The 20,931-nt window shown below is 71.3% G+C and carries 23 protein-coding genes and 1 pseudogene; 4 read left to right on the plus strand and 20 right to left on the minus strand.

Annotation, left to right across the window (positions count from 1 at the left end; genetic code table 11):
- Positions 1-9 precede the first annotated feature (9 nt).
- Positions 10-483 (minus strand): Lrp/AsnC family transcriptional regulator, encoded by a 474-nt coding sequence (locus tag ACZ7OH_RS10900; protein WP_400900970.1) that lies wholly within the window; start codon positions 481-483, stop codon positions 10-12.
- A 281-nt stretch (positions 484-764) separates the two neighbouring features.
- Between ACZ7OH_RS10900 and ACZ7OH_RS10905 the strand changes: the two genes are divergently transcribed.
- Both ACZ7OH_RS10905 and ACZ7OH_RS10910 read left to right on the plus strand, forming a co-directional pair.
- Complete coding sequence (locus ACZ7OH_RS10905; RefSeq protein ID WP_072474890.1) at positions 765-977, plus strand: BldC family transcriptional regulator; 213 nt, start codon at positions 765-767, stop codon at positions 975-977.
- 248 nt (positions 978-1,225) lie between these two features.
- A complete protein-coding gene (locus ACZ7OH_RS10910; protein WP_086677865.1) occupies positions 1,226-1,408 on the plus strand; it encodes a hypothetical protein in 183 nt (60 codons plus the stop codon).
- 4 nt (positions 1,409-1,412) lie between these two features.
- Here the strand turns inward: ACZ7OH_RS10910 and ACZ7OH_RS10915 are convergent, their stop codons facing one another.
- The 7 genes from ACZ7OH_RS10915 to hemL all read right to left on the minus strand — a co-directional run bounded on the left by ACZ7OH_RS10915 (position 1,413) and on the right by hemL (position 8,938).
- Complete coding sequence (locus ACZ7OH_RS10915) at positions 1,413-2,747, minus strand: MinD/ParA family ATP-binding protein (RefSeq protein ID WP_470280626.1); 1,335 nt, start codon at positions 2,745-2,747, stop codon at positions 1,413-1,415.
- 76 nt (positions 2,748-2,823) lie between these two features.
- Positions 2,824-3,792: a c-type cytochrome biogenesis protein CcsB gene (gene ccsB / locus ACZ7OH_RS10920; RefSeq protein WP_470280627.1), complete on the minus strand. Its 969-nt coding sequence runs from the start codon at positions 3,790-3,792 to the stop codon at positions 2,824-2,826.
- Between the two features lie 3 nt (positions 3,793-3,795).
- Positions 3,796-5,391, minus strand: coding sequence for a cytochrome c biogenesis protein ResB (resB, locus tag ACZ7OH_RS10925; protein ID WP_470280628.1), 1,596 nt, complete (start codon positions 5,389-5,391; stop codon positions 3,796-3,798).
- Positions 5,388-6,161: a cytochrome c biogenesis CcdA family protein gene (locus ACZ7OH_RS10930; protein ID WP_400900978.1), complete on the minus strand. Its 774-nt coding sequence runs from the start codon at positions 6,159-6,161 to the stop codon at positions 5,388-5,390. The genes resB and ACZ7OH_RS10930 overlap by 4 nt, the downstream gene beginning before the upstream one ends.
- Before the next feature lie 292 nt (positions 6,162-6,453).
- Positions 6,454-7,017, minus strand: coding sequence for a TlpA family protein disulfide reductase (locus tag ACZ7OH_RS10935; RefSeq protein WP_470280629.1), 564 nt, complete (start codon positions 7,015-7,017; stop codon positions 6,454-6,456).
- On the minus strand, positions 7,014-7,640 hold the full coding sequence (locus ACZ7OH_RS10940; protein ID WP_470280630.1) for a histidine phosphatase family protein: 627 nt from the start codon (positions 7,638-7,640) through the stop codon (positions 7,014-7,016). The genes ACZ7OH_RS10935 and ACZ7OH_RS10940 overlap by 4 nt, the downstream gene beginning before the upstream one ends.
- The gene (gene hemL / locus ACZ7OH_RS10945; protein ID WP_470280631.1) at positions 7,637-8,938 is read right to left on the minus strand and encodes a glutamate-1-semialdehyde 2,1-aminomutase; all 1,302 of its coding nucleotides are present in this window, start codon (positions 8,936-8,938) and stop codon (positions 7,637-7,639) included. The genes ACZ7OH_RS10940 and hemL overlap by 4 nt, the downstream gene beginning before the upstream one ends.
- 27 nt (positions 8,939-8,965) lie before the next feature.
- On the opposite strand from hemL, the pseudogene ACZ7OH_RS10950 reads away from it, so the two are divergent.
- Positions 8,966-9,184: pseudogene (locus tag ACZ7OH_RS10950) on the plus strand (tryptophan-rich sensory protein); the annotation flags it as partial.
- A 27-nt stretch (positions 9,185-9,211) separates the two neighbouring features.
- On the opposite strand, the gene ACZ7OH_RS10955 reads toward ACZ7OH_RS10950, so the two are convergent.
- The 8 genes from ACZ7OH_RS10955 to hemB form a co-directional block, all read right to left on the minus strand.
- A complete protein-coding gene (locus ACZ7OH_RS10955) occupies positions 9,212-9,736 on the minus strand; it encodes a hypothetical protein (protein WP_470280632.1) in 525 nt (174 codons plus the stop codon).
- A gap of 11 nt (positions 9,737-9,747) precedes the next feature.
- Positions 9,748-10,950: an ABC transporter permease gene (locus ACZ7OH_RS10960; RefSeq protein WP_470280633.1), complete on the minus strand. Its 1,203-nt coding sequence runs from the start codon at positions 10,948-10,950 to the stop codon at positions 9,748-9,750.
- The gene (locus ACZ7OH_RS10965) at positions 10,947-11,642 is read right to left on the minus strand and encodes an ABC transporter ATP-binding protein (RefSeq protein WP_400900992.1); all 696 of its coding nucleotides are present in this window, start codon (positions 11,640-11,642) and stop codon (positions 10,947-10,949) included. Before ACZ7OH_RS10965 ends, ACZ7OH_RS10960 begins: the two co-directional genes overlap by 4 nt.
- Before the next feature lie 20 nt (positions 11,643-11,662).
- Entirely contained in the window at positions 11,663-12,967 is a 1,305-nt protein-coding gene (locus ACZ7OH_RS10970) for an efflux RND transporter periplasmic adaptor subunit (protein ID WP_470280634.1), read from the minus strand.
- A 62-nt stretch (positions 12,968-13,029) separates the two neighbouring features.
- The gene (locus ACZ7OH_RS10975; protein WP_400900996.1) at positions 13,030-13,368 is read right to left on the minus strand and encodes a hypothetical protein; all 339 of its coding nucleotides are present in this window, start codon (positions 13,366-13,368) and stop codon (positions 13,030-13,032) included.
- Positions 13,369-13,381: 13 nt separating this feature from the next.
- The gene (locus ACZ7OH_RS10980; protein ID WP_470280635.1) at positions 13,382-13,828 is read right to left on the minus strand and encodes a hypothetical protein; all 447 of its coding nucleotides are present in this window, start codon (positions 13,826-13,828) and stop codon (positions 13,382-13,384) included.
- The gene (locus ACZ7OH_RS10985) at positions 13,825-14,355 is read right to left on the minus strand and encodes a hypothetical protein (protein ID WP_470280636.1); all 531 of its coding nucleotides are present in this window, start codon (positions 14,353-14,355) and stop codon (positions 13,825-13,827) included. Before ACZ7OH_RS10985 ends, ACZ7OH_RS10980 begins: the two co-directional genes overlap by 4 nt.
- Positions 14,356-14,372: 17 nt before the next feature.
- Positions 14,373-15,344, minus strand: a complete 972-nt coding sequence (gene hemB, locus ACZ7OH_RS10990) for a porphobilinogen synthase (RefSeq protein ID WP_470280637.1) — start codon at positions 15,342-15,344, stop codon at positions 14,373-14,375.
- A 307-nt stretch (positions 15,345-15,651) separates the two neighbouring features.
- Here hemB and ACZ7OH_RS10995 point away from each other — a divergent pair, with 307 nt between their 5' ends.
- Positions 15,652-15,789, plus strand: coding sequence for a hypothetical protein (locus ACZ7OH_RS10995; RefSeq protein WP_470280638.1), 138 nt, complete (start codon positions 15,652-15,654; stop codon positions 15,787-15,789).
- An 83-nt stretch (positions 15,790-15,872) separates the two neighbouring features.
- Here the strand turns inward: ACZ7OH_RS10995 and ACZ7OH_RS11000 are convergent, their stop codons facing one another.
- The 4 genes from ACZ7OH_RS11000 to ACZ7OH_RS11015 all read right to left on the minus strand — a co-directional run bounded on the left by ACZ7OH_RS11000 (position 15,873) and on the right by ACZ7OH_RS11015 (position 20,651).
- Positions 15,873-17,405 carry a bifunctional uroporphyrinogen-III C-methyltransferase/uroporphyrinogen-III synthase gene (locus ACZ7OH_RS11000; protein WP_400901008.1) on the minus strand — a complete coding sequence of 511 codons (1,533 nt, stop codon included), beginning with the start codon at positions 17,403-17,405 and terminating at the stop codon, positions 15,873-15,875.
- Positions 17,406-17,491: 86 nt separating this feature from the next.
- On the minus strand, positions 17,492-18,421 hold the full coding sequence (gene hemC / locus ACZ7OH_RS11005; RefSeq protein WP_400901010.1) for a hydroxymethylbilane synthase: 930 nt from the start codon (positions 18,419-18,421) through the stop codon (positions 17,492-17,494).
- A 20-nt stretch (positions 18,422-18,441) separates the two neighbouring features.
- Positions 18,442-19,749: a glutamyl-tRNA reductase gene (locus ACZ7OH_RS11010; RefSeq protein WP_470280639.1), complete on the minus strand. Its 1,308-nt coding sequence runs from the start codon at positions 19,747-19,749 to the stop codon at positions 18,442-18,444.
- On the minus strand, positions 19,746-20,651 hold the full coding sequence (locus ACZ7OH_RS11015) for a redox-sensing transcriptional repressor Rex (RefSeq protein ID WP_470280640.1): 906 nt from the start codon (positions 20,649-20,651) through the stop codon (positions 19,746-19,748). Before ACZ7OH_RS11015 ends, ACZ7OH_RS11010 begins: the two co-directional genes overlap by 4 nt.
- Between the last annotated feature and the right edge of the window lie 280 nt (positions 20,652-20,931).

Consider the following 20,931-nt stretch of genomic DNA (forward strand, 5'->3'; position numbering starts at 1 on the left):
CAACGCAGGCTACGCCCCGCCCGCCCGGTCCTTCTGCAGGCCCGCGTTGTTCGGGCGGCCCTCGAAGCGCGTCGAGAGCACGACGGTCGTGTTCGTCCGCCCGACGCCCGGGATGCGCCGGAGCCGGCCGAGCGTCCGCTCCAGCTCGTCGACGGTCGACACCCGCACCTTGACGACGAAGGCCTCGTCGCCCGCCACCGCGTAGCAGCTCTCGACCTCGTCGAGTTCCGCGAGCGCGTCGGCGACGTCGTCCTCCGTCGCGGTGTCGGTCGGGTGGATGCTGACGAGGGCGGTGACGCCGAGGCCGACCGAGTTCGGGTCGACGACGGCGTGGTAGCCGGTGATCACGCCGGCGGTTTCCAGCTTTCCCACCCGCTCGTGCACCGACGACGCGGAGAGCCCGACGGCTCGCCCGAGGTCGGCGTAGGTGGCCCGTCCGTTGATGCGCAACGCTGCGATGATCTTCCGGTCCAACTGATCCACAGGATCACTCTATGCGGTTGGACAATCCCCCATTGAGACCACGCCTCGCGACCGATGCCCCAGGCGAACGACATCTCCGCACGTCATGTCACCACGACAATAGTTGCACAACGTAAGCAACCTGTCCGTTTTGACCTTTAAGGGCTCTTTACTCTTGGACAACCGTTCGAGTACCCGACGGGTGAAGTGCAACGATTGCCGTGTTGGCTACCCCGGCGCGACGGGCCAGAAGGGCCCGGATTGCCTCCGGTATAGCAGTGAGGTCGTTAAGGAGGCGGAAAATGACCGCGACGATGGGCGGACGCCTGCTCACCCCTGGTGAGGTGGCAGCACTGTTCCGGGTGGACCCCAAGACGGTCACCCGGTGGGCTACGGCGGGCCGGATCGGTTCGATCCGGACCCCGGGCGGGCATCGGCGGTTCCGGGAGTCCGAGGTGAACGAGCTCCTCGCGGAGCTGACCACGGACGCCAGCGAACCGGCCCGCAAGGCCTGAAGGAGTTCCGGCGCGGGCCGCGTCGGGCACGGGGACTTCCCCGGCCCGCGCGGCCCTTCGCTGTTTCCGGGGGTTTGAACGACTCCTCGCGAACCATCCGCACGCCGGAGCCGTGTTCAGGGAAAGGGGAACCGCCCCCGCCCCGCACGCGGCCGTTCGTGTTCCGGTCGTCACCCCGCTCGCCGGGGTTCGGGCCGAAACCCGGTCCGACGGGTTAACCTCGGGGGACCCACACGGAAGGATCCGGCATGCTCGCTCTGCTCGCGGCGGTCGGCGCGCTGGTCGTCGCCCTGCTCCTGTGGCGGTCTTTCGCCGGTCAGCGGATGGTCACTTCGCCGCCGCGCCGCGCTCCGATCGCCCCGGACGACGACCCCGACTTCCTGCGCCAGCTGGCCGAACAGCAGCGCAAGCGCCGGGACGAGGAGGGCTAGCCCGTCAGCGGTAGCCCTGCGAGAGCGGGGTCGCGAAGCCGTCGGCCACCGTGGCCGCCAAGTCCAGCAGCGCCAAGCGCGTGTCGCCGGACAGGCGGTCCAGCTCGATTTCCGCGCCCTCTTCCAGGTGCGGGTCGAACGGGATCTTGCAGACCGCGCGGACCTTCGCCCCGAAGTGGGCGGACAGCTTGTCCAGGTCGACCGAGCCACCCTTCGGGCGGACCGAGTTGATCACCGCCACCGAGCGCTTGACCAGCTCTCCGTAGCCGTGGGCCTCGAGCCAGTCGAGCGTCGCCGAGGCGCTGCGGGCGCCGTCGACCGAGCCGGACGACACGACCACCAGCGCGTCCGCGACGTCCAGGACGCCCTTCATCGCCGAGTGCATCAAGCCGGTGCCGCAGTCGGTGAGCACGATGTTGTAGAAGTGCTCGAGCAGGTTGACCGTGCGCCGGTAGTCCTCCTCGGAGAAGGCCTCGGACACGGCCGGGTCCTGCTCGCTCGCGAGGATTTCCAGCCGGCTGGCGCCCTGGGACGTGTACGACCGGACGTCGCTGTAGCGCGTGATGCGGGCCGCGTCGCGCAGGAGGTGGCGGACCGTCGCCGTCGTCTCCAGCGGGAGCTTCTGCGACAGCGTGCCGCGGTCCGGGTTGGCGTCCACGGCCACCACGCGGTCGCCGCGCAGGGAAGCGAACGTCGCGCCGAGCGTCGTCGTCACCGTCGTCTTGCCGACGCCGCCCTTGAGCGACAGCATCGCGATCTTGTAGCAGCCGCGCAGCGGCTGGTTGACGCGCGCGATGAGGTCGCGGCGCTGGGTGTCCGCCGGGCTCTCACCGGGGTTGATCAGCTTGCCCGAGCCGACGTAGACGGCCTTGCGCCAGCCGGACTGCGGGGGCCGCTTGACCTGCTTGACCAGGTGCGCGGTCGAGAGGTCGTGACCGTGGCCCGGCTGCTGCGGCGCCGCGTGCCGGCCGCCCTGGGGCTGCGGCAGGCCGGACGCCTGCTGCTGCGGCTGCTGCGGGTACTGGCCCTGCGCGTACTGCGGCTGCAGCGGCGGGAGGTTCTGGTCGTAGCCGTAGCCCTGGGGCACCTGGTGCGGCCCCGAGACGGCCGGGTTCGGCACCTGGTGCGGCCCGGACACGGCCGGGTTGACCTGGTGCGGCCCGGACACCGCCGGGTTAGGCGGCGGCGCGACGGCCTGCGTCGGCTGCGTGTCGAACGCGGCCGGCGGCTCCGGATGCGGGTGCGAATCCGTCCGGTCTTCGGCGAACAGGCTCGCCTCAGGCTGCTTCTCGGCCTGTTCGGGGTGGCCAGGAGCCGATTCTTCGCTGGGTCCGGTCACCGGTGTAAACCTCCGCGCACTCCGCCCGACATCACGCCCCCTGATGACGACGGTAGTCGGCGGACCCGCGGTCCGCTCAGCCCACCCCGGCGTACGAGTGCAAGCCCGCGGTGACGAGGTTGACGAAGAACAGGTTGAAGATCATCGCGGCGAACCCGACGATGTTGATCGCCGCGGCGCGCGCCCCGCGCCAGCCCGCCGTCGCCCGCGAGTGCAGGTAGGCCGCGTAAATCACCCAGGCGATGAACGCGACGGTCTCCTTGGGGTCCCAGCCCCAGAACCGGCCCCAGGCCGACTCGGCCCAGACCGCGCCGCAGAGCACGCCGAAGGTGAAGACCGGGAAGGCGAAGATCGTCGTCCGGTAAGCGATCCGGTCGAGGACGTCGGCCGCGGGCAGCTTCGAGGCGAACCGGGCGAACTTGGTCTCGTCCTTCTCGTAGGCCGCGCGGAACAGGTAAAGGACGCTCGCGACACCCGGCACCAGGAAGACGCCGGAGCCGATGATGGCCGCCGAGACGTGGATGACCAGCCAGTACGACTGCAGCGCGGGCTGCACCGGCGCCGCGGTCGTGTACAGCAGCGTCCCGTTGATGAACATCAGGATCACGACGGGCAGCAGCAGGAAGCCGGTGAGGTGCCGGACCGGGAACTTCGACATCACGACGATCCAGGTGACCACCGTGATGAAGGTGACCGCCATGCCGTACTCGTACATGTTGCCCCACGGCGCGCGGTGCACGGCGAGCCCGCGCAGCACGATCGCCGACAGCTGCAGCAACGCGCCGAGCACGAGCAGCGACGCGCCCATCTTGCCGATCCGCTCGGGGCGGCCGGTCGTGCGCTGCGCGGCCTCCGCCTCCTCGATCGGCGGCCCGCCGGCGCCGACGAGCTCGCGCGCCCGGAGCTTCGCCCGCTCGGTGGCGAGCCGGCCCTTGGCGCCGAAGCCCTGCTCGACCAGCGTCATCATCAGCGCGACGACGTAGATCGCCGCGGCGGTGGTGTACAGCCAGTCGCTGTACTGCGACAGCGTCTCGTTGATCGGCATGCCTCAGCCCTTCTGACCACTGATCAGGCGTTCACTGATCTTGTGGAACTCTTCGCCGTACCCCGCCTGGTCGGTGCGGGCCAGTCCGGCGACCTCGATCACGGTACCCGGGTCGTCCTCGGTCCCCGGCTTCACCCGCACCCACAGCCGGCGGCGCTTGACCAGCAGGGACGCGCCGAGGCCGAGGAACATCGCGATGGCGAAGCCGAGCACGAACCCCTGCGTCGGGTCGTGGGAGACCTGCAGGGAGACCCAGTGGTTGACGCCGTCGAAGCGGACCTTCGTGCCGTCGTCGAGCTTGATCTCCTGGCCGACCTTGAGGTTCTCGCGGGCGATCTTCTTCAGCCTGCCGTCGTCCACGAGCGACTGGTCGATCTCGAACACCGACTGGCCGCGCCCGGCGTCCAGGCCCAGGTCGCCGCGCATGACGTCAACGGCGACGGCGGGGTCCTTCAGCTCCGGCGCCGACGACGTCAGGACGTTGCCGTGCAGGAACGACGTCGGGGCGAACAGGCCGGTGATGGCCAGCTGGCGGGTCCGCCGCTGGACCTCGTCGGTGATGCCGGGCTGGTCGAACTTCGTCGCGCCCTCGGCGAGCATCGTGGTCGGGTCGACCGTGCGCCACTGGGTGTTCTGGGTGCGCTTGCTGCCGTCCGGGAAGGTGACCGTGAACTGCGGCGAGTAGCCCTGGCCGAGCAGGTAGACGCGGTCGCCGGCGGTGCGCAGCGGCGAGTTGACCTCGAGGCCGTACGGGCGCCAGGTGTTCGTGTCGAGATCCGGGCCGGACTGGTACTGGATGTTCGCGTGGTAGTACTCCGGCTCGCCGGCCGGGGTGTACCGCACGGTGAAGTCGTTGACCTTCACGCAGAACGGGTCGAGGTCGGTGCCGTCGACGCGCAGGCCCGCGTTGAAGGAGTCGTAGTTGTAGATGCCGGAGTTGCAGAACGAGCTGCCGTCGGCCTGGACGATGACCTGGCCTTCGTAGCCGTAGAGCTTGCCGAGCGCGAAGAACACGATCAGGCCGAGCATGCTGAAGTGGAAGAGCAGGTTGCCGGTCTCGCGCAGGAACCCGCGTTCGGCGGAAATCGTGCGGACGCCGTCGGCTTCTTCGCGCTCCACGCGGCGCCAGCCCGACAGTTGCTTGTGGACGGCCGCGATCTCGGCGGTGACGTCGGACTTGCCGCGGCCGAGCCGGTAGTGCGGCATCCGCGACAGGTTGCGCGGGGTCAGCACCGGCTTGGCGCGCATCGCCTTGACGTAGTCGAAGCTGCGCGGCGTCAGGCAGCCGACCAGTGAGATCATCAGCAGCAGGTAGATCGCCGAGAACCAGATGCTGGAGTAGACGTCGTAGAACTCGAGCTTGTCGAGCAGGGTGCCCCACCAGCCGTGGGCGGCGATGTACTCGTCGACCTTGGGGGCGTTGAGCTTCCGCTGCGGCAGGAGCGCGCCGGGCAGCGCGGCCAGGGCGAGCAGGAACAGCAGGACGAGCGCGGTGCGCATCGACGTCAGGCCACGCCAGGTGTTGCGGACGAAGGCGAAGGTGCGCTTGGCGGGCGTCGGTCCTTGCGGTGTTTTGGGAGGGGCTTCGGTCGTCGTCACAGCGGCAGCTCCAGGTTGCCCGCGAGCTCGTTGCGCAGCCAGCCCATCAGATCTCCCCAGACGCCGGTGACCAGCAGGATGCCGACGATCATCAGCAGCACGCCGCCGAAGATCTGCACCTGGCGCCCGTGCCGCCGCACCCAGTCGGTGGCGCGCACGGCCCAGCGGGCGCCGAGCGCGATGAGCAGGAACGGCAGCCCGAGGCCGAGGCAGTAGACGGCGATCAGCAGGTACCCACGGGCCTCGGCCCCGCCCGTGGCGCTGGCCAGGGTGGTGACGGCCGAGAGCGTCGGGCCGATGCAGGGCGTCCAGCCGAGGCCGAAGATGGCGCCGAGCACCGGGGCGCCCCAGACGCCGCCACCGGGGACGCGGTGCGAGCGCACCTCGCGCTGCAGGCCGGGGATCCAGCCGAGGAAGACCAGCGCCATGGCGATGGTGAGGACGCCGCCGATGCGCTGGAGGAGGTCCTGGTTGACGACGAGGGTGTCGGCCAGCCAGACGAGCGTGCCGAGCGTGGCGACGAAGACGACGGTGAACCCGAGCACGAAGAGCAGGGCAGCGCCGAGAACGGCCCACCGGCCCTTCTTGCGCTCCTCGTCCGCACTGACGGCGGGAGCGTCCGCGCCGACGAGCGCGGCGAGGTACGCGAGGTACCCCGGCACGAGCGGCACGACGCAGGGCGAGGCGAAGGAGATGGTCCCGGCCAGCAGCGCGACGCCCGCGGCGAGCAGCAGCGGTCCGGAGATCGCCAGCTCGGTCACGGAGTTCACCCCGTTGAGGGTAGGCAGTGAGGTCCTGGTGAGAACTCCGGGGCCGGTTCACAGGACCTCGGTCACAGCAGTTCAGGACCTTGGTCCCGGCCGTGCCGCCTCAAGCGGCCGTGCGGTGGCCCACCACCCCGAAGCCCGATTTTGACTACGGACGGGCGCACCGCGTCAAGGCGGGAAAGATGCCTTGACCCGGCACTCCCGTCCGTGTTCTGGCTTCGGATCGAGGTGGTGGGCGGGGTCTGGCTGGGGTGCGGGTTCTGTCTCCGGCTGCCCGTTGGGTGCCTCGGCGCGGTCAGGCTTCGGCCGTCAGGCGCTGGGTCACCGGGAGGAGGTCCTGGGCCAGCACCGGCCGCAGGAACACCGCCGCCACGCGGTGCTGCTTGTCCAGCACGATCGTCGACGGGATGATGTTGCGCGGGTAGCCGCTCAGCTTCAGCAGCACCCGGCCGTCCGGGTCGTAGATCGACGGGTACGTCAGCTTGCGGTCGCGGACGAAGTCCTGGGCCACCTCGCGCGCCGGGTCGCGGACGTCGATGCCGACCACCTGGACTCCCTGGCGGGCCACCGCCTCCATCTCGGGGACCTCCGTGCGGCACGGTCCGCACCACTGGCCCCACAGGTTGAGCACCACGACCTTGCCCGGGAAGTCGGCCAGCGACAGCTGCTTGCCCTCGTTCATCAGGTCTTCGCCGGCCAGCACCGGGGCCGTCTGGCGCTGGGCGACGTCGTACGTGATGTCGACCTTGCCGCCCGGGGAGACGAAGCTGAAGCTGCTCCCCTGCACCACCGCGTCCTTGCCCGCGCTGCAGCCGGCCAGCGCCAGCAGCGCGGCCAGCCCGGCGACCAGCCGTTTCATGCCCCGGTCACCTTCGGGTCCGTCGTCCCCGCGGGCTCGCTGTAGACGATCTCGCGCAGCTCGTCGCCGTCGAACACCAGCGACGTCAGGGACGCCAGCGAGCACTGGCGGCGGCGCGGGTCGTGCCACAGCTTCTTGCCCTCGAGGAACCGGCGCAACGTCCAGATCGGCAGCTGGTGCGACACGCACAGCGCCTCGTGCCCCTCCGCGGCGGAACGGGCCCGGTGCACCGCGCCGAGCATCCGGTGCGCGATCTCGAGGTACGGCTCGCCCCAGGATGGCTTGAACGGGTTGACCAGCTTCGGCCAGTGCTTCGGCTCCCGCAGCGCGCCGTCGCCGACCGCCACGTGGAGGCCCTCGAACTGGTTGCCGGCCTCGATCAGGCCCTCGTCGGTCGCGATGTCGAGGCGGTGCGCCGCGGCGATCGGGCGGGCCGTCTCCTGCGCCCGCTGCAGCGGCGACGCGACGACGTGCACGAGGTCGTGCCCGGCGACGGCCTCGGCGACCGTCAGCGCCTGCCGCTGCCCGCGCTCGGACAGCCGGTAGCCCGGCAGCCGGCCGTAGAGGATCTTCTCGGGGTTGTGCACTTCGCCGTGCCGCAGCATGTGGACGACGGTGGTCACTTGACCGCCTCCGCCGCCGCGCGCGCCGCCGCGGGCAGGGCCGCTTCGATCACCGAGAACGCTTCGTCGTCCATGGCGGCGTTGACAAACCAGGCCTCGTACGCACTCGGCGGCCCGTACACGCCCGCGTCGAGCAGCGCGTGGAAGAACGCCGGGTAGCGCCACGTCTCGGATGCCTGCGCGCCCGCGTAGTCGCGTACGGGCGCTTCACCGAAGAACACGCTTACCAAGTTGCCCGCGTACTGGACGTTGTTCGCGACGCCGGCGGCGCTCAGCTCGCGGCGGAACAGGTCGCCGAGCCGCTTCGCGTTGGCGTCGAGCGCCGCGTACACGGCGTGGTCGGCCGCGCGCAGCGTCGCGAGGCCCGTGGCCACCGCGACGGGGTTCCCGGACAGCGTCCCGGCCTGGTAGACCGGCCCGCCCGGGGCCAGCTTGGCCATCACGTCGGCGCGGCCGCCGAACGCCGCCGCCGGCAGCCCGCCGGACATCACCTTGCCGAACGTGTAGAGGTCGCCGGCCACGCCTTCGAGGCCGAACCAGCCCGCGGCCGAGACGCGGAACCCGGTCATCACCTCGTCCATGATCAGCAGCGCGCCGTGCTCGTGGGCCAGGTCGCGCAGGCCCGCGTTGAAGCCCTCGTCCGGCGCGATCGCGCCCATGTTCCCGGCCGCGGCCTCGGTGATCACCGCGGCGATCTCGCCCGGGTTGTCCACAAAGGACTGCCGGACGGCGTCGAGGTCGTTGTAGGGCAGCACCAGCGTGTCCGCGGCCTGGGCGCCGGTGACGCCCGGCGACGTCGGCAGCCCCAGCGTCGCGACGCCGGAGCCGGCCTGGGCGAGCAGCGCGTCGACGTGACCGTGGTAACACCCGGCGAACTTCACGATCTTCGACCGGCCGGTGAAGCCCCGGGCCAGCCGGATCGCGCTCATCGTCGCCTCGGTGCCCGAGTTGACCAGGCGGACCTGCTCGACCGGCTCGACGCGGTTGATGATCTCCTCCGCCAGCTCGACCTCGCCGATCGTCGGCGTGCCGAACGACAGCCCGGACGTCGCCGCCGCGCGCGCCGCCTCGACGACGTGCGGGTGCGCGTGGCCCAGGATCATCGGGCCCCAGGACGACACCAGGTCGACGTAGCGGTTGCCGTCGGCGTCCCACAGGTGCGGGCCTTCGCCGCGGACCATGAAGCGCGGGGTGCCGCCGACGGAGTTGAACGCCCGGACCGGCGAGTTCACCCCACCCGGGATGGCCGCCTTCGCGCGGTCGAACCACGCCTTGGACTGCTCGGTTCCAGTGCTCACGCCTCCAGTGTGGCAAACCGCCCCAGGATGGCCGGACGCCGCCCGGGAGGGGAACAGCCGGTGACCGATCGTGCGTCCCAGCGAAACCCGTGGCTGGTGCTGGCCTGCTTCCTCGCCGTGGTCGCCGTGGTCGCGGTGGTCGGCGCGCTGGCCGCGACCTCGGCCAAGGACGTCTACGCGCGGCTCGACCTGCCGCCGTGGGCGCCGCCCGCGTCGTGGTTCGGTCCGGTGTGGACGGTCTGGTACGTCCTGTTCGGCCGCCGTCGCCGCCGGCTAGCGCGCCGCCTGCTGGGTGATGGCCTGGGCGGCCACCGTGCCGTCGCCGCCGGCCTGGCCCTGCACGACGACCGTCGCGCCCGGCTTGAGGTCGGCCAGCTTGCCCGGCTGGGTGACCCCGACCGTGGTCGAGTCCGATGTGGACACCTTGACGTCGTCGCCCTGCGCGGTCTTCACGTAGACCGTGGTGCCGTCGACGCGGTCGACGGTTCCGGTGGTGCCGCGCCCGCCCGCGCCGCGGAAGCCGCCGCCCTGCTGGCCGGTGCCGCCCTGCTGACCGCCTTGGGTTCCGGTGGGGCGGTTCGGCGTCGAAGAGGAGGAGGACGACGACGAGCCGAACGCCGCGTGCGTCCAGGCACCGCCGCCGAACGCGATCGCGAGCACGACCAGTCCCGCCAGTACCAGCGTCGTGCGGGAGAACGGCTTCGCGGCCCGGCGCATTTCGGCGTTGAGGTCACCCTCGACCGCCGGGCTGGCGACGATCTCCTCCGCGGTCGGCGGGTTCGTCGTGGACGAAGACATGCGAAGACTCCTTATTCGTGACGCAGCGCGTCGATGGGCCTGAGCTTGGCGGCCCGGTTCGCCGGGAAGCTGCCGAAGAACAGCCCGATCAGGGCGGATACCGCGAAGGCGAGCAGGATCGACGAGGGCACCACGACGGGTTTGATCCCGGAGATGGTGAACCGGCTGCCGACCAGCCCGATCGCGACGCCGAGCAGGCCGCCGAACAGGCTGAGCATGGTCGCTTCGGCGAGGAACTGGCCGAGGATCGCCGCGCGCGGGGCGCCGATGGCCTTGCGGATGCCGATCTCGCGGATCCGCTCGGTGACGGTGACGAGCATGATGTTCGTGACGCCGATCCCGCCGACCAGCAGCGAGATCGCCGCGACCGCCGCCAGCAGCACGGTGAACGTCTGGGTCGCCGACGTCCGCGTCGCGAGCAGCTGCTCGGAGTTCTGGATCTGGTAGTCGGCGGTGCCGCCGAGCCGGATGCCGTGGCGGGCGTTGAGGATCGCGGTGATCTCCGACTGGGCCAGCGACACCGAGTCCGCGCTGGTGGCCTGGACCGCGATCTGGCTGAGGCTGCCGTAGCCGGCCAGGGAGTTCTGCACCGCGGAGATCGGCGCGATGGCGACGTCGTCGGCGTTCTGCAGCCCGGTGCTGCCCTTGGCCTGCAGCACCCCGATCACGGTGAACTGGATGCTGTTGAGCAGCACGTTCTTGCCCACCGGGTCCGCGCTGCCGAAGATCGACTCGGCGGTCGTCGGGCCGAGGATGACGACCTTGCGCGCGGCCGTGACGTCCTCGCTGGTGAACAGCTGCCCCTGGGCGAGGTCGCGGTTGGTGGTCGTGAAGTACGCCGGTTCGGTGCCGGCGACGCTGGAGATGTCGTACGACGTCTGCCCGTAGGTCGCGGTCGCCGTCGTGTTCACCACCGGGGACGCGGCCTTGACGTCCGGCGCGCCGATCGGGTCGACGAGCGCGTGCGCGTCCTGGACGGTCAGCGGCCGCGCCGAGGCGCCCTGGCCGCCGCCGCGCGCCGGGGAGACGTTGACGACGTTGGTGCCGAGGCCCTGGATGCTGGCCGCGATGGCCGCCGACGCGCCGTTGCCGACCGCGACGAGCAGGATCACCGCGGCGACGCCGATGGTGATGCCGAGCGTGGTGAGCGCCGAGCGCAGCTTGTTCGCGGTGAGCCCGCGGACGGCGAAGCGCAGGATTTCGATGAAGTTCACGTGAGCGCTCCGACCGCGCGGGTGATCTCGTCCGACACGATGAGGCCGTCGTCGACCCGCACCACGCGCCGCGCGTGCGCGGCGACCTCGTCCTCGTGCGTGATGACGACGATGGTGCGCCCGAGGGAGTTGAGCCGGTCGAACACGCCGAGGACGTCTTCGGTGCTGCGGCGGTCGAGGTTGCCGGTCGGCTCGTCGGCCAGCAGCATCGCCGGGCCGGTGACCAGCGCCCGCGCCACGGCGACGCGCTGGATCTGCCCGCCGGACAGCTCGCTCGGCAGGTGCTTGGCACGGTCGGACAGCCCGACCATGTCGAGCGCGGCGAGCGCGCGGCGCCGGCGTTCCGCCCGGCGGAGTCCACTGTAGACGAGCGGTAGCTCCACATTGGACAGCGCGGACGTCCGCGGCACCAGGTTGAAGGACTGGAAGATGAAACCGATCTTCCGGTTGCGCAGCAACGCCAGCTGCCGTTCGTTCAGCTTGCCGACGCCGAAGCCGTCCAGCAGGTACTGGCCGGACGTCGGGACGTCGAGGCAGCCGAGCATGTTCAGCAGCGTCGACTTGCCGGAGCCCGAAGCACCCATGATGGCCACGTACTCGCCGGGCCACACCGTGAGATCCACGCCGCGCAGCGCGTGCACGGCCGTCTCGCCGGCGCCGTAGGTCTTGCGCAGTCCGGAGACCGCGATCACCGGTTTCCCGTGCGCCGGGTTCACCCGCGGCCGCCGAAGCCACCCGTGCCGCCGGTGCCCCCGGTGCGGGTGCCGCCGCCGGGGAAGCCGCCGGTCCCACCGCCCGGGAACCCGCCGGTGCCGCCCGTGCCGTTGCGGCCGTTGCCGCCGGTGGTGCCGGTCGCGGCCGTCGCGGTGAGCACGACGTTCTCGCCCTCGGTCAGCCCGGAGGTGATCTGCACAGTGGCCTCACCGCGGATGCCGACCTGCACCTGGCGGGTGACGTTCTGGCCGTTCTGCTGGACGGTGACGATGTTCGTGTTGCCGGCCGTCGTCACGGCCGCGGCCGGCACGCTCAGCGCGTTCTGCGCCTCCGCCACGGTGATGACGACGCTCGCCGACTGGCCGGGCCGCAGCCCGTCCGGCGGGTCGGTCAGCGCGAGCTGCGCGCCGTAGGAGACGACGCTGCCGCTGGTCGTCGGGGTCAGGTTGATGCTCGAGACGGTGGCCTGGATCGGCTTGTCCGGCAGCGCGTTGAGCGTGACGGTCGCCTTCTGGCCGGTCTTGACCTTGCTGATGTCGATCTCGGCGACCGAGGTGTTGACGACCAGGCCGGTCATGTTCGTGATGGTGATGAAGCCGCTGCCGGAGCTGGAGCTGCTGCTCGCCGCGGAGCTGTTCGACGAGCCCTGTCCGCCCTGGCCGCTGCCGTTGCTGCTGCTGCTCGACGACTGGGAGCTGCTCGCCGAGCCGCTGGAGGACTGCTGGCCGACGGCGCCGTTGACCGCGGTGACCGTCCCGGCGCCCGGCGCGTAGAGCGTCGTGTTGTCGAGGGTCTGCTGGGCGGTCTGGACGTCCAGCTGGGCCTGATCCAGCTTCGCCTGCGCCGACGTGACGCTGTTCGCGGCGGCCTGCGCGCTGTTCTGGGAGTTTTGGGAGTTCTGGCCGGTCGCCGGGGTGTTCTGGGCGTCTTCGGCGGTGTTCAGGCTGTCCTGCGCGACCGCCAGGTTCGCCTTGGCGACCTGAAGCTGCTTCGCCGCCTGCGTGCTGTCGACGGTGGCGAGTTTCTGGCCGGCGCTGACGACGTCGCCGACCTTGACGTCGATCGAGGTGACCTTGCCGGCCGTCGCGAAGTTCGCCGCGCCGGTGTAGCTGCTGGCGAGGGTGCCGGCGGCGGAGATGGTCTGGGTGACCGTCGCGCGGCGCACCGGGGTGCTGCGCGTCTGCGCCTGCGCCGTGGTCGATGCCGGGCTGAATGCCTGGTATATCCCGAAACCCGCTCCGGCCAGGAGTACGACCAGAGCACCGTTGATCACCCATGCCTTCGAGGCACGCACGCGCGTCATGCGGCAACCCTGCTGCCGCTGTTTAGCAATTGACTGTTCGTTCCCTGTGTGGGAGCTGTGTATCAGGCCTTCGGTTCTCGGTGGCGCGCACGCACGGCGAGCAGCAGCTGACGCACCGCGTCGACCAGCAGGATCGCGGCCACGGTGCCGAGCCCGATGGCGGCCGCGAGCATGCCCCCGAAGTACCGGTGCGACTCGAGGACGGCGCCGTCGTCGGTCCGCGTGACGACGGTGGCGCGGCCCCCGTGCCAGAGGGCGTACGCGGCCCAGCCGGCGGCGACGGCGAGCACGATTTCCACGACGGCGACGAGCGTCCGCCACGGCTTGTGCAGCCGGGCGCGCGGGCCGGCTTCTTCCGGCGGCCAGAGCTCGGCCCCGGTGGGCTGCGGGAGGTCGATCACGGAAGCGATTTTCTCATGCTTCCTTCGGCGTCGCCCGGACGAGCCGGTCCAGCGCGTCCTTCAGCGCTTCGACGTCCTTCGCCCACGCCAGGACGACCGTGCCGTCCGCCAGCTCGACCGGGAGCGAGTCGTACTTGCGCGGCACCGTCCAGCCGCCGCCCAGGACCCGCGCCCCCACCGGCACGCCCACGTCCGTCACCGACGCCAGCTGGTCCGCCGGGACCTTCTCGCGGCCTTGGCGCAGCTGCTTCGTCGTCACTTCCAGCGACAGGAACCGGCGGCGCGCGTACACCCACGGCACCGTGATGACGCACAGCCCGAACCCGACCATCAGCCAGCCCACGACGTGCACCGGACCGCCCGTGACGAGCTCCGCGAGCGCGCCGAGCAGCGCGAACACCGGGCCCCACACGAGGGCGGCCCAGCTCACGCCCGACTCGGCGTAGAGCCGGTCGCTCACGGCTTCTTGCCGACCTTCGGGAAGTAATCCGGCTTCGTGTACATCAGGAAGATCGCGACGATGAAGATGAGCAGCGCGATGACCGTCAGGAAGTTGATGATCGGCGCGATCACGAAGATCAGCAGCACCATCACGATCGGCAGGATCGTGAGGACCGTCCGGGCCGACCGCGTGCCTTCGCGGGCCTTGTACGCGAACAGCAGGAACAGCAGCACGAAGATGATCGAGCCGAAGAGCATGTACCACAACCGCGACGTGATCCCGTCCGCGATCGTCTGCGCGGAGTACTTCGGGTCCTTCGTCGCCTCGATGACCTGCGCGACGATCGCCGACTTGCTGCTGAGCAGCTGGACGTAGCTCAGGATCAGCACCACGCCGCCGGCGATCCACAGCCAGAACGACCACTTCACCGTTCCGGGAGGGTCCACTTTCGGCGCCTGCTCGCCCGGCAGGACCGGATCCGGCGCCCCGCCCCGCTTGCGGCGTTCGTCGTCGGTCAGACCGGTGCGGTCCTCTTCGTCATCCACGCGTGGACTCTAGTACGTCAGTCCAGCCAGGCAGCGGCCTCGGCGGCCCAGTAGGTGAGGATCAGGTCGGCGCCGGCGCGGCGGATCGACGTCAGCACCTCGAGGACGGTCCGTTCGCGGTCCAGCCAGCCGTTCGCCGCGGCGGCCTCGACCATCGCGTACTCGCCCGAGATGTTGTACGCGGCCACCGGCACCGGGGAGATGTCGGCGGCCGCCTTGATGACGTCCAAATAGGACAGCGCGGGCTTGACCATGACCATGTCCGCGCCCTCGGCGAGGTCCAGCTCGATCTCGCGCAGCGCCTCACGGCCGTTGCCCGGGTCCTGCTGGTAGGTCTTGCGGTCGCCCTTGAGCTGCGAGTCGACAGCCTCGCGGAAGGGGCCGTAGAACGCGCTGGCGTACTTCGCGGAGTAGGCGAGGATCGCCTTGTCGCTGTGCCCGACCTCGTCGAGCGCGCGGCGGATGACGCCGATCTGGCCGTCCATCATCCCGGACGGCCCGAGCACGTGCGCCCCGGCTTCGGCCTGCGCGACGGCCATCTCGGCGTAGAGGCGCAGGGTGGCGTCGTTGTCGACCCCGCCGTCGGCGTCGAGGACGCCGCAGTGGCCGTGGTCGGTGAACTCGTCGAGGCAGGTGTCGGCCATCAGCACGGTGGCGTCGCCCAGCTCCTGGCGCAGGTCGCGCAGGGCGACGTTGAGGATGCCGTTCTCGTCGACCGCGCCGGAGCCCTCGGCGTCCCGGGTCTTCGGGATGCCGAACAGCATGAGCCCGCCGACACCGGCGTTGACCGCGTCGACCGCGGCCTTCCGCAGGGTGTCCCGGGTGTGCTGGACGACGCCCGGCATGCTCGCGATCGCCTTCGGCTGGTCGAGGCCTTCGGCGACGAACATCGGGAGGATCAGCTGGCGTGGCCGCAGCGTCGTCTCACCCACCAGCCTGCGCATGGCCGGGGTGGTGCGGAGCCTGCGGGGACGATGCTCGGGGAACACCCTTACCAAGTTACTCCGGCGCGCTTCGCCGGGGTTCCGCAAGGGTGCTTGACGCCGGTTCGCGCGGACGATTCGGTACGGGCGAACGCCTGCCCGTGCCGCGGCTGGCGCCCTTCGTGCGGACGGTCTGGTTCCAGCGCACCGGCGACGAGCCGTACGTCCAGCGGCACCTGCCGACCGGCGGCGTCGAGCTGCACTTCCCCCTCGGCGGCCGCCCCCAGCTTGCTCGGCCCGGCTCGAGGTTCTCCCGGCCCGCACGCCGCTCGTCGGCGTCCGGTTCCACCCGGGTGCCGCACCACCGCTGCCGGTGCCCCTCGACGAACTGGTCGACCAGCACGCCGACCTCGGAGAGGACCGCTTGGCCGAAGCGGTGGCCGCGGCCGGCTCCCCGGAGCGCGCCCTCGAAGTCATCCAGGCCTGGTTGCCCCGTCCTTGCCGCACTTGATCATCGCGTTCAAGAAAGGCGGTCGAGCTGAAACGAGCGAAGGCCGCCCCGGCGAACCGGGGCGGCCTTCGTCACGCAGTACCTCAGGAGCGGCGGGCCCGCTTCGCCTTGCGCGGCGGCGGCAGTGCGCCCTCCGCGCGAAGCCGGGCCGCGTGCTCGGCCAGCGCGTCCACCAGGTGCGGCACGTCCGCCTTCTCCGGCTGGACGTCGACCCGGAGCCCGAACTCCACCGCGGTCTCGGCGGTCTTCGGGCCGATGCACGCGACCAGCGTGCGGGTGTGCGGCTTGCCGGCGATGCCGACCAGGTTCCGCACGGTCGAGGACGAGGTGAAGCAGACCGCGTCGAAACCGCCGGTCTTGATCATCTCGCGGGTCTCGGCGGGCGGCGGGGCGGCCCGGACGGTCCGGTAGGCCGTCACGTCGTCGATCTCCCAGCCGCGGTCGCGCAGGCCGGCCGACAGCGTCTCGGTGGCGATGTCCGCCCGCGGCAGCAGCACGCGGTCGACCGGGTCGAGCACGTCGTCGTACGGCGGGAACTCGGCCAGCAGACCCTCGGACGACTGCTCGCCCGACGGCACCAGCTCGGGGATGATGCCGAACGAGCGCACCTTCGCCGCGGTCGATTCGCCGACGCAGGCGATCTTCACGCCGGAGAACGCCCGAGCATCGAGCCCGAACTCCTCGAACTTCTCCCACACCGCGCGGACCGCGTTGGTGGAGGTGAAGACGATCCACTGGTAGCGGCCGTCGACCAGGCCCTTGACCGAACGCTCCATCTGCGCCGGGCTGCGGGGCGGCTCGACCGAGATGGTCGGCACCTCGTGCGACGTCGCGCCGTGGCCGCGCAGGCGCTCGGCCATTTCGCCGGCCTGCTCCTTGGTGCGCGGCACCAGGACCTTCCAGCCGTAGAGCGCGCGCGACTCCCACCACGACAGCTTCGAGCGGTGCCCGGCGGCCTGGCCGATCGTGACGATCAGCGGCCCGACGAGCTCGCCCGCGTCGTTGGCGACCTTCTCGAGCGTGGTGTCGAGGGTGCGCTGGGTGTTGATGGTGCCGTTCGCGGTGACCGCGACCGGGGTCGACGCCGGGACGCCGTTGCCGGTCAGCGCCGACGCGGCCTCGGCCAGGTGCGCCGACGTCGCGTGCAGCACCAGCGGGCCCGGCGAGGCGGCCAGGGCCGCCCAGTCGACGTCGCCGCGGACGTCGACTTCGGTGTGCGTGCCGCCCAGCGCGACGCCCGCGTATGCCGGGACAGCCGCGCCCGGCGAGACGCCCGGGATGACGTCGAACACGGCGCTCGTGCGCGCGACCGCCTGTACCTCGGCCACGACGGCCGGGGTGGTCAGCGGGTCGCCCGCCACCAGGCGCAGCACCAGCCGGCCGGCCTTGGCTTCGGCGGTGAGGTCCTTGGCGACCTCGGCGGCCTCGCCGACGGCGGGCCGGACCTCGGCGCCCTCGGCGGCCATGGCCAGCACCGCCTGCGGCACGTCGGGGTCGGTCACCACGACCTCGGCCTTGGTCAGCAGCTCCTGGGCACGGACCGTGAGCAGGCCGGCGTCGCCGGGGCCGGAGCCCACGAACGCTACGCGCCCGGTGGTCTTTCGCGCGGGGGTCATCTGTGCGTTTCTCCTCTTGCGGCGGCCGTGCGGGATCGCACGGACGCAGGTCTCCTACACGTCTCTTCGAAGCGCTCGCGAGAGCGCTATTGAGCAGGGCCGGAGAAGACTCCGGCACCCAGGTCCAGCAGCTCGGCGGCCAGGTCCTTGCCCAGCTGGGCGGCCTGGTCCTTGTCGGCCAGCGCGGAGGCCCGGACCATGTCCACCGCGCCGTTCTCGCCTTCGGCCGCGGCGGTGCCGCGCAGCGAGATCCGTTCCACGACCTTGCCCTCGGCGTCGAGATCTTCGACGATCTCGGCGAGCGCGCCCACCGGCGCGCTGCACCCCGCCTCGAGCGCGGCCAGCAGGGCCCGCTCGGCCGTCACCGCGACCCGCGTGCCCTCGTCGTCCACTGTGGACGCGAGCAGCTGCTCGATGTCCACGTCGGCGGACCGGCACTCCACCGCCAGCGCGCCCTGGGCGGGCGCGGGCAGCATCTGGATCGGGTCGAGGGTCTCGGTGATCGCCTCGACCAGTCCGACCCTGGCCAGTCCGGCACGCGCGAGCACCACGGCATCGAGCTCGCCGTCGGTCACCTTGCGCATGCGGGTGTCGATATTGCCGCGAATCGGCACGATTTCCAAACCGAGACCCAGCGCGCGCAGCTGAGCGGTGCGCCGGGCGGCGCCGGTGCCCACCGTCGAGCCGGGCGGCAGCTCGCCCAAAGTCAGCCCGTCGCGCGCGATCAACGCGTCCCGCGGGTCTTCGCGCGGCGGCACGGCGGCGAGCGTGATGCCCGGCTCCGGCGCGGTCGGCAGGTCCTTGTAGGAGTGGACGATGACGTCGACCTCGTTGCGCAGCAAGGCTTCCCGCAGCGCGGAGGTGAAGACGCCGACGCCGATCGTCGCGATCGGCGCCATCGACTTGTCGCCGGGAGTGGTCACCGTGACGATCTCGACCTCGACGCCGGTGGCGCGCAGGGCGTCGGCGACGGTCCCGGTCTGGGTGAGCGCGAGCTTCGACCCACGTGTACCCATGCGAATGACTCTGGTCACTGCTACTTCTTCTCTGGTGGGGGCTTCGGGCTCGCCACCGCGGCGGGTGCCTGCGGGTCGAGGCAGAACAGTTCTCGCAACGCGTTCGCGTAGTCGGTCTCGGCCGTCTCGGCAGCCAGCTGCTTGACGCGCACGGTCGGCGCGTGCAGCAGCTTGTCGACCACCCGGCGGACCGTGCGGCCGACCTCTTCGCGGACCGCGCCGTCCAGTTCGGGCAGGCGGTTGTCCAGCCGGAGCAGCTCGGCGTCGACGACCTCCGCCGCGCGGCGGCGCAAGGCCGTCACCGTCGGGGTCACCTCGGCGCTGCGCTGCCCGGCGAGGTAGTCGCGGACCTCGTCGAGGACGATCCCGGTCGCCTTGGCCGTCTGGCGCTCGGTGGTCGGGGTGCCGGCTTCGCGCATCCGGCGCTGGATGGTGGCCAGGTCGACGACCCGCACTCCGGCGAGCTCGCCGACCGCCGGGTCGACGTCGCGGGGCAGGCCGAGGTCGCAGACGACCAGGGTGCGGCCGCCGCGCGGCAGCACGTGGTCCGGCCCGAAGACGGCGTCCTGCGCGCCGGTGCAGCAGATCACGACGTCGGCGTCGCGCACGGCGTCGGCGACCCCGGACAGCGGGATCGCGCGGGCCGGCACGCCCTGCTCGGTGACGTTCGCGGCGAGGCGGCGGGCGCGGGCGTCGGTCCGGTTGGCGACGGTGATCTCGCCGATCCCGGCCTTGCGCAGCTGCGACGCGCTCAGCGCGCCCATCGAGCCGGCGCCGACGATGACCGCGTGCTTGCCGGCGAGGTCCCCGGCCGCGGCGAGTGCCTCGGACACGACCGACGCGCCGAGCTGGTCGAGCCCGGTCTCGGTGTGCACGCGCTTGCCGACGCGCAGGGTGGTCTGGATCAGCTCGTGCAGCGTGCGGCCGACGGTGCCGGCCTCGCGCGCGGTGGCGTAGGCGGACCGGATCTGGCCGAGGATCTGCGTCTCGCCGACGACCATCGAGTCGAGGCCCGAGGTGACCGAGAAGAGGTGCTCGACGGCCGCGCCGGCGTAGTGCACGTACAGGCTGTCGTAGAGCTCCGCGGGTTCCATCCCGGCCTGGCGGGACAGCACTTCGGAGACGTCGTTGAGGCCGCCGTGGAAGGTCTCGACGACCGCGTAGACCTCGATCCGGTTGCACGTCGAGACGAGCATGACCTCACTGACGTGCTCGGCCTGCTGCAGCTCGTCGAGCACCTTGCCGATCTCGGGCGCGGGGATCGCGACGCGCTCCAGCGTGCTCAGCTCCGCACTCCGGTGCGAAAGACCGACCGCCAACACGCTCATGAGCGCACCACCACTTCCCGTCCGCCGTCCGGACCCGAACCGTTCCGGCCGCCCTTCCCATTCTCGGACGGAAGGCCTGTCCCGGGTAATCCGGAATTGCCCTGATTGCCGGCGGCGTCATCCGCGCGGCGGGCCACATGGAACGAGAGTATCTGCAGCTCGACGGCCAAATCCACTTTGCGGACCTCGATGTGAGCAGGAACCTGCAGCACGACCGGGGCGAAGTTGAGGATGCACTGGACACCGCCCGCGACCAGGCGGTCACACACCGATTGCGCGGCGGTCGGCGGCGTGGCGATCACGCCGATGGAGATGCCGCGCTCGGCGCAGATCCGCGGGATGTCGTCCATGTGCGACACCGGGAGGCCGCCGACGGGCACGCCGATCAGGTCCGCGTCCAGGTCGAACAGGGCCTCGACCGGGAAACCGCGCCCCGGGAAGCCGCCGTAGTTGGCCAGCGCGTGGCCCAGGTTGCCGATCCCGACCACGGCCACCTTGTGCTGCCGGGTCAGGCCCAGGATGCGTTCGATCTGGCTGACCAGGACGCTGACCTCGTAGCCGACGCCCCGGGTGCCGTAGGAACCCAGGTACGAGAGGTCTTTGCGCAATTTCGCGGAATTGACTCCAGCCGCCTGCGAGAGTTCTTCACTCGAAACGGTCGTCGCGCCCTGTTCCGACATTCCGGACAACACGCGGAGGTAGACGGCGAGGCGGGCGACCGCGGCTTCCGGAATCGACTTCGCCCGGACGGCCTCGGGGGCATCGCCGTTGCGCCCGGCGGGCACCGCCGGGATCTCGGCGGTGGGGGCGTTGTCGGCGTCCGGGGTGGCTTGCCGGCGGGGCCGTCGCGGCGCCCGGCCCGGGGAGTCCGCCGCGTCGCGCCTCCCCCGCTGTGTCACCACGCCGTCGTCTCCTGCCCGCTGTTCGAAATGAAGCTGTGCACCCGGCGGCCATCGCCACGGCCGTTCCGAACTGTGTCTTGACCCAGGGCACGGGGTCCGGTTCGATGCGGACCGCCCGGGGGCGATGGTCCTACGGTAGACCACTTGTGAACGCGCGCACAAAGTCACTGGTCGGAGGCGGTTCCCGGCGCCCGGGACGGGGCCCGCGATCATGACACCGCGTCAGAATCCTTGCCGGACAACGCACTTCGGGCGGCCACCTCGCGTCGAGGCGTCCGGC

It is taken from the genome of Amycolatopsis sp. NPDC114478, from assembly GCF_055633805.1.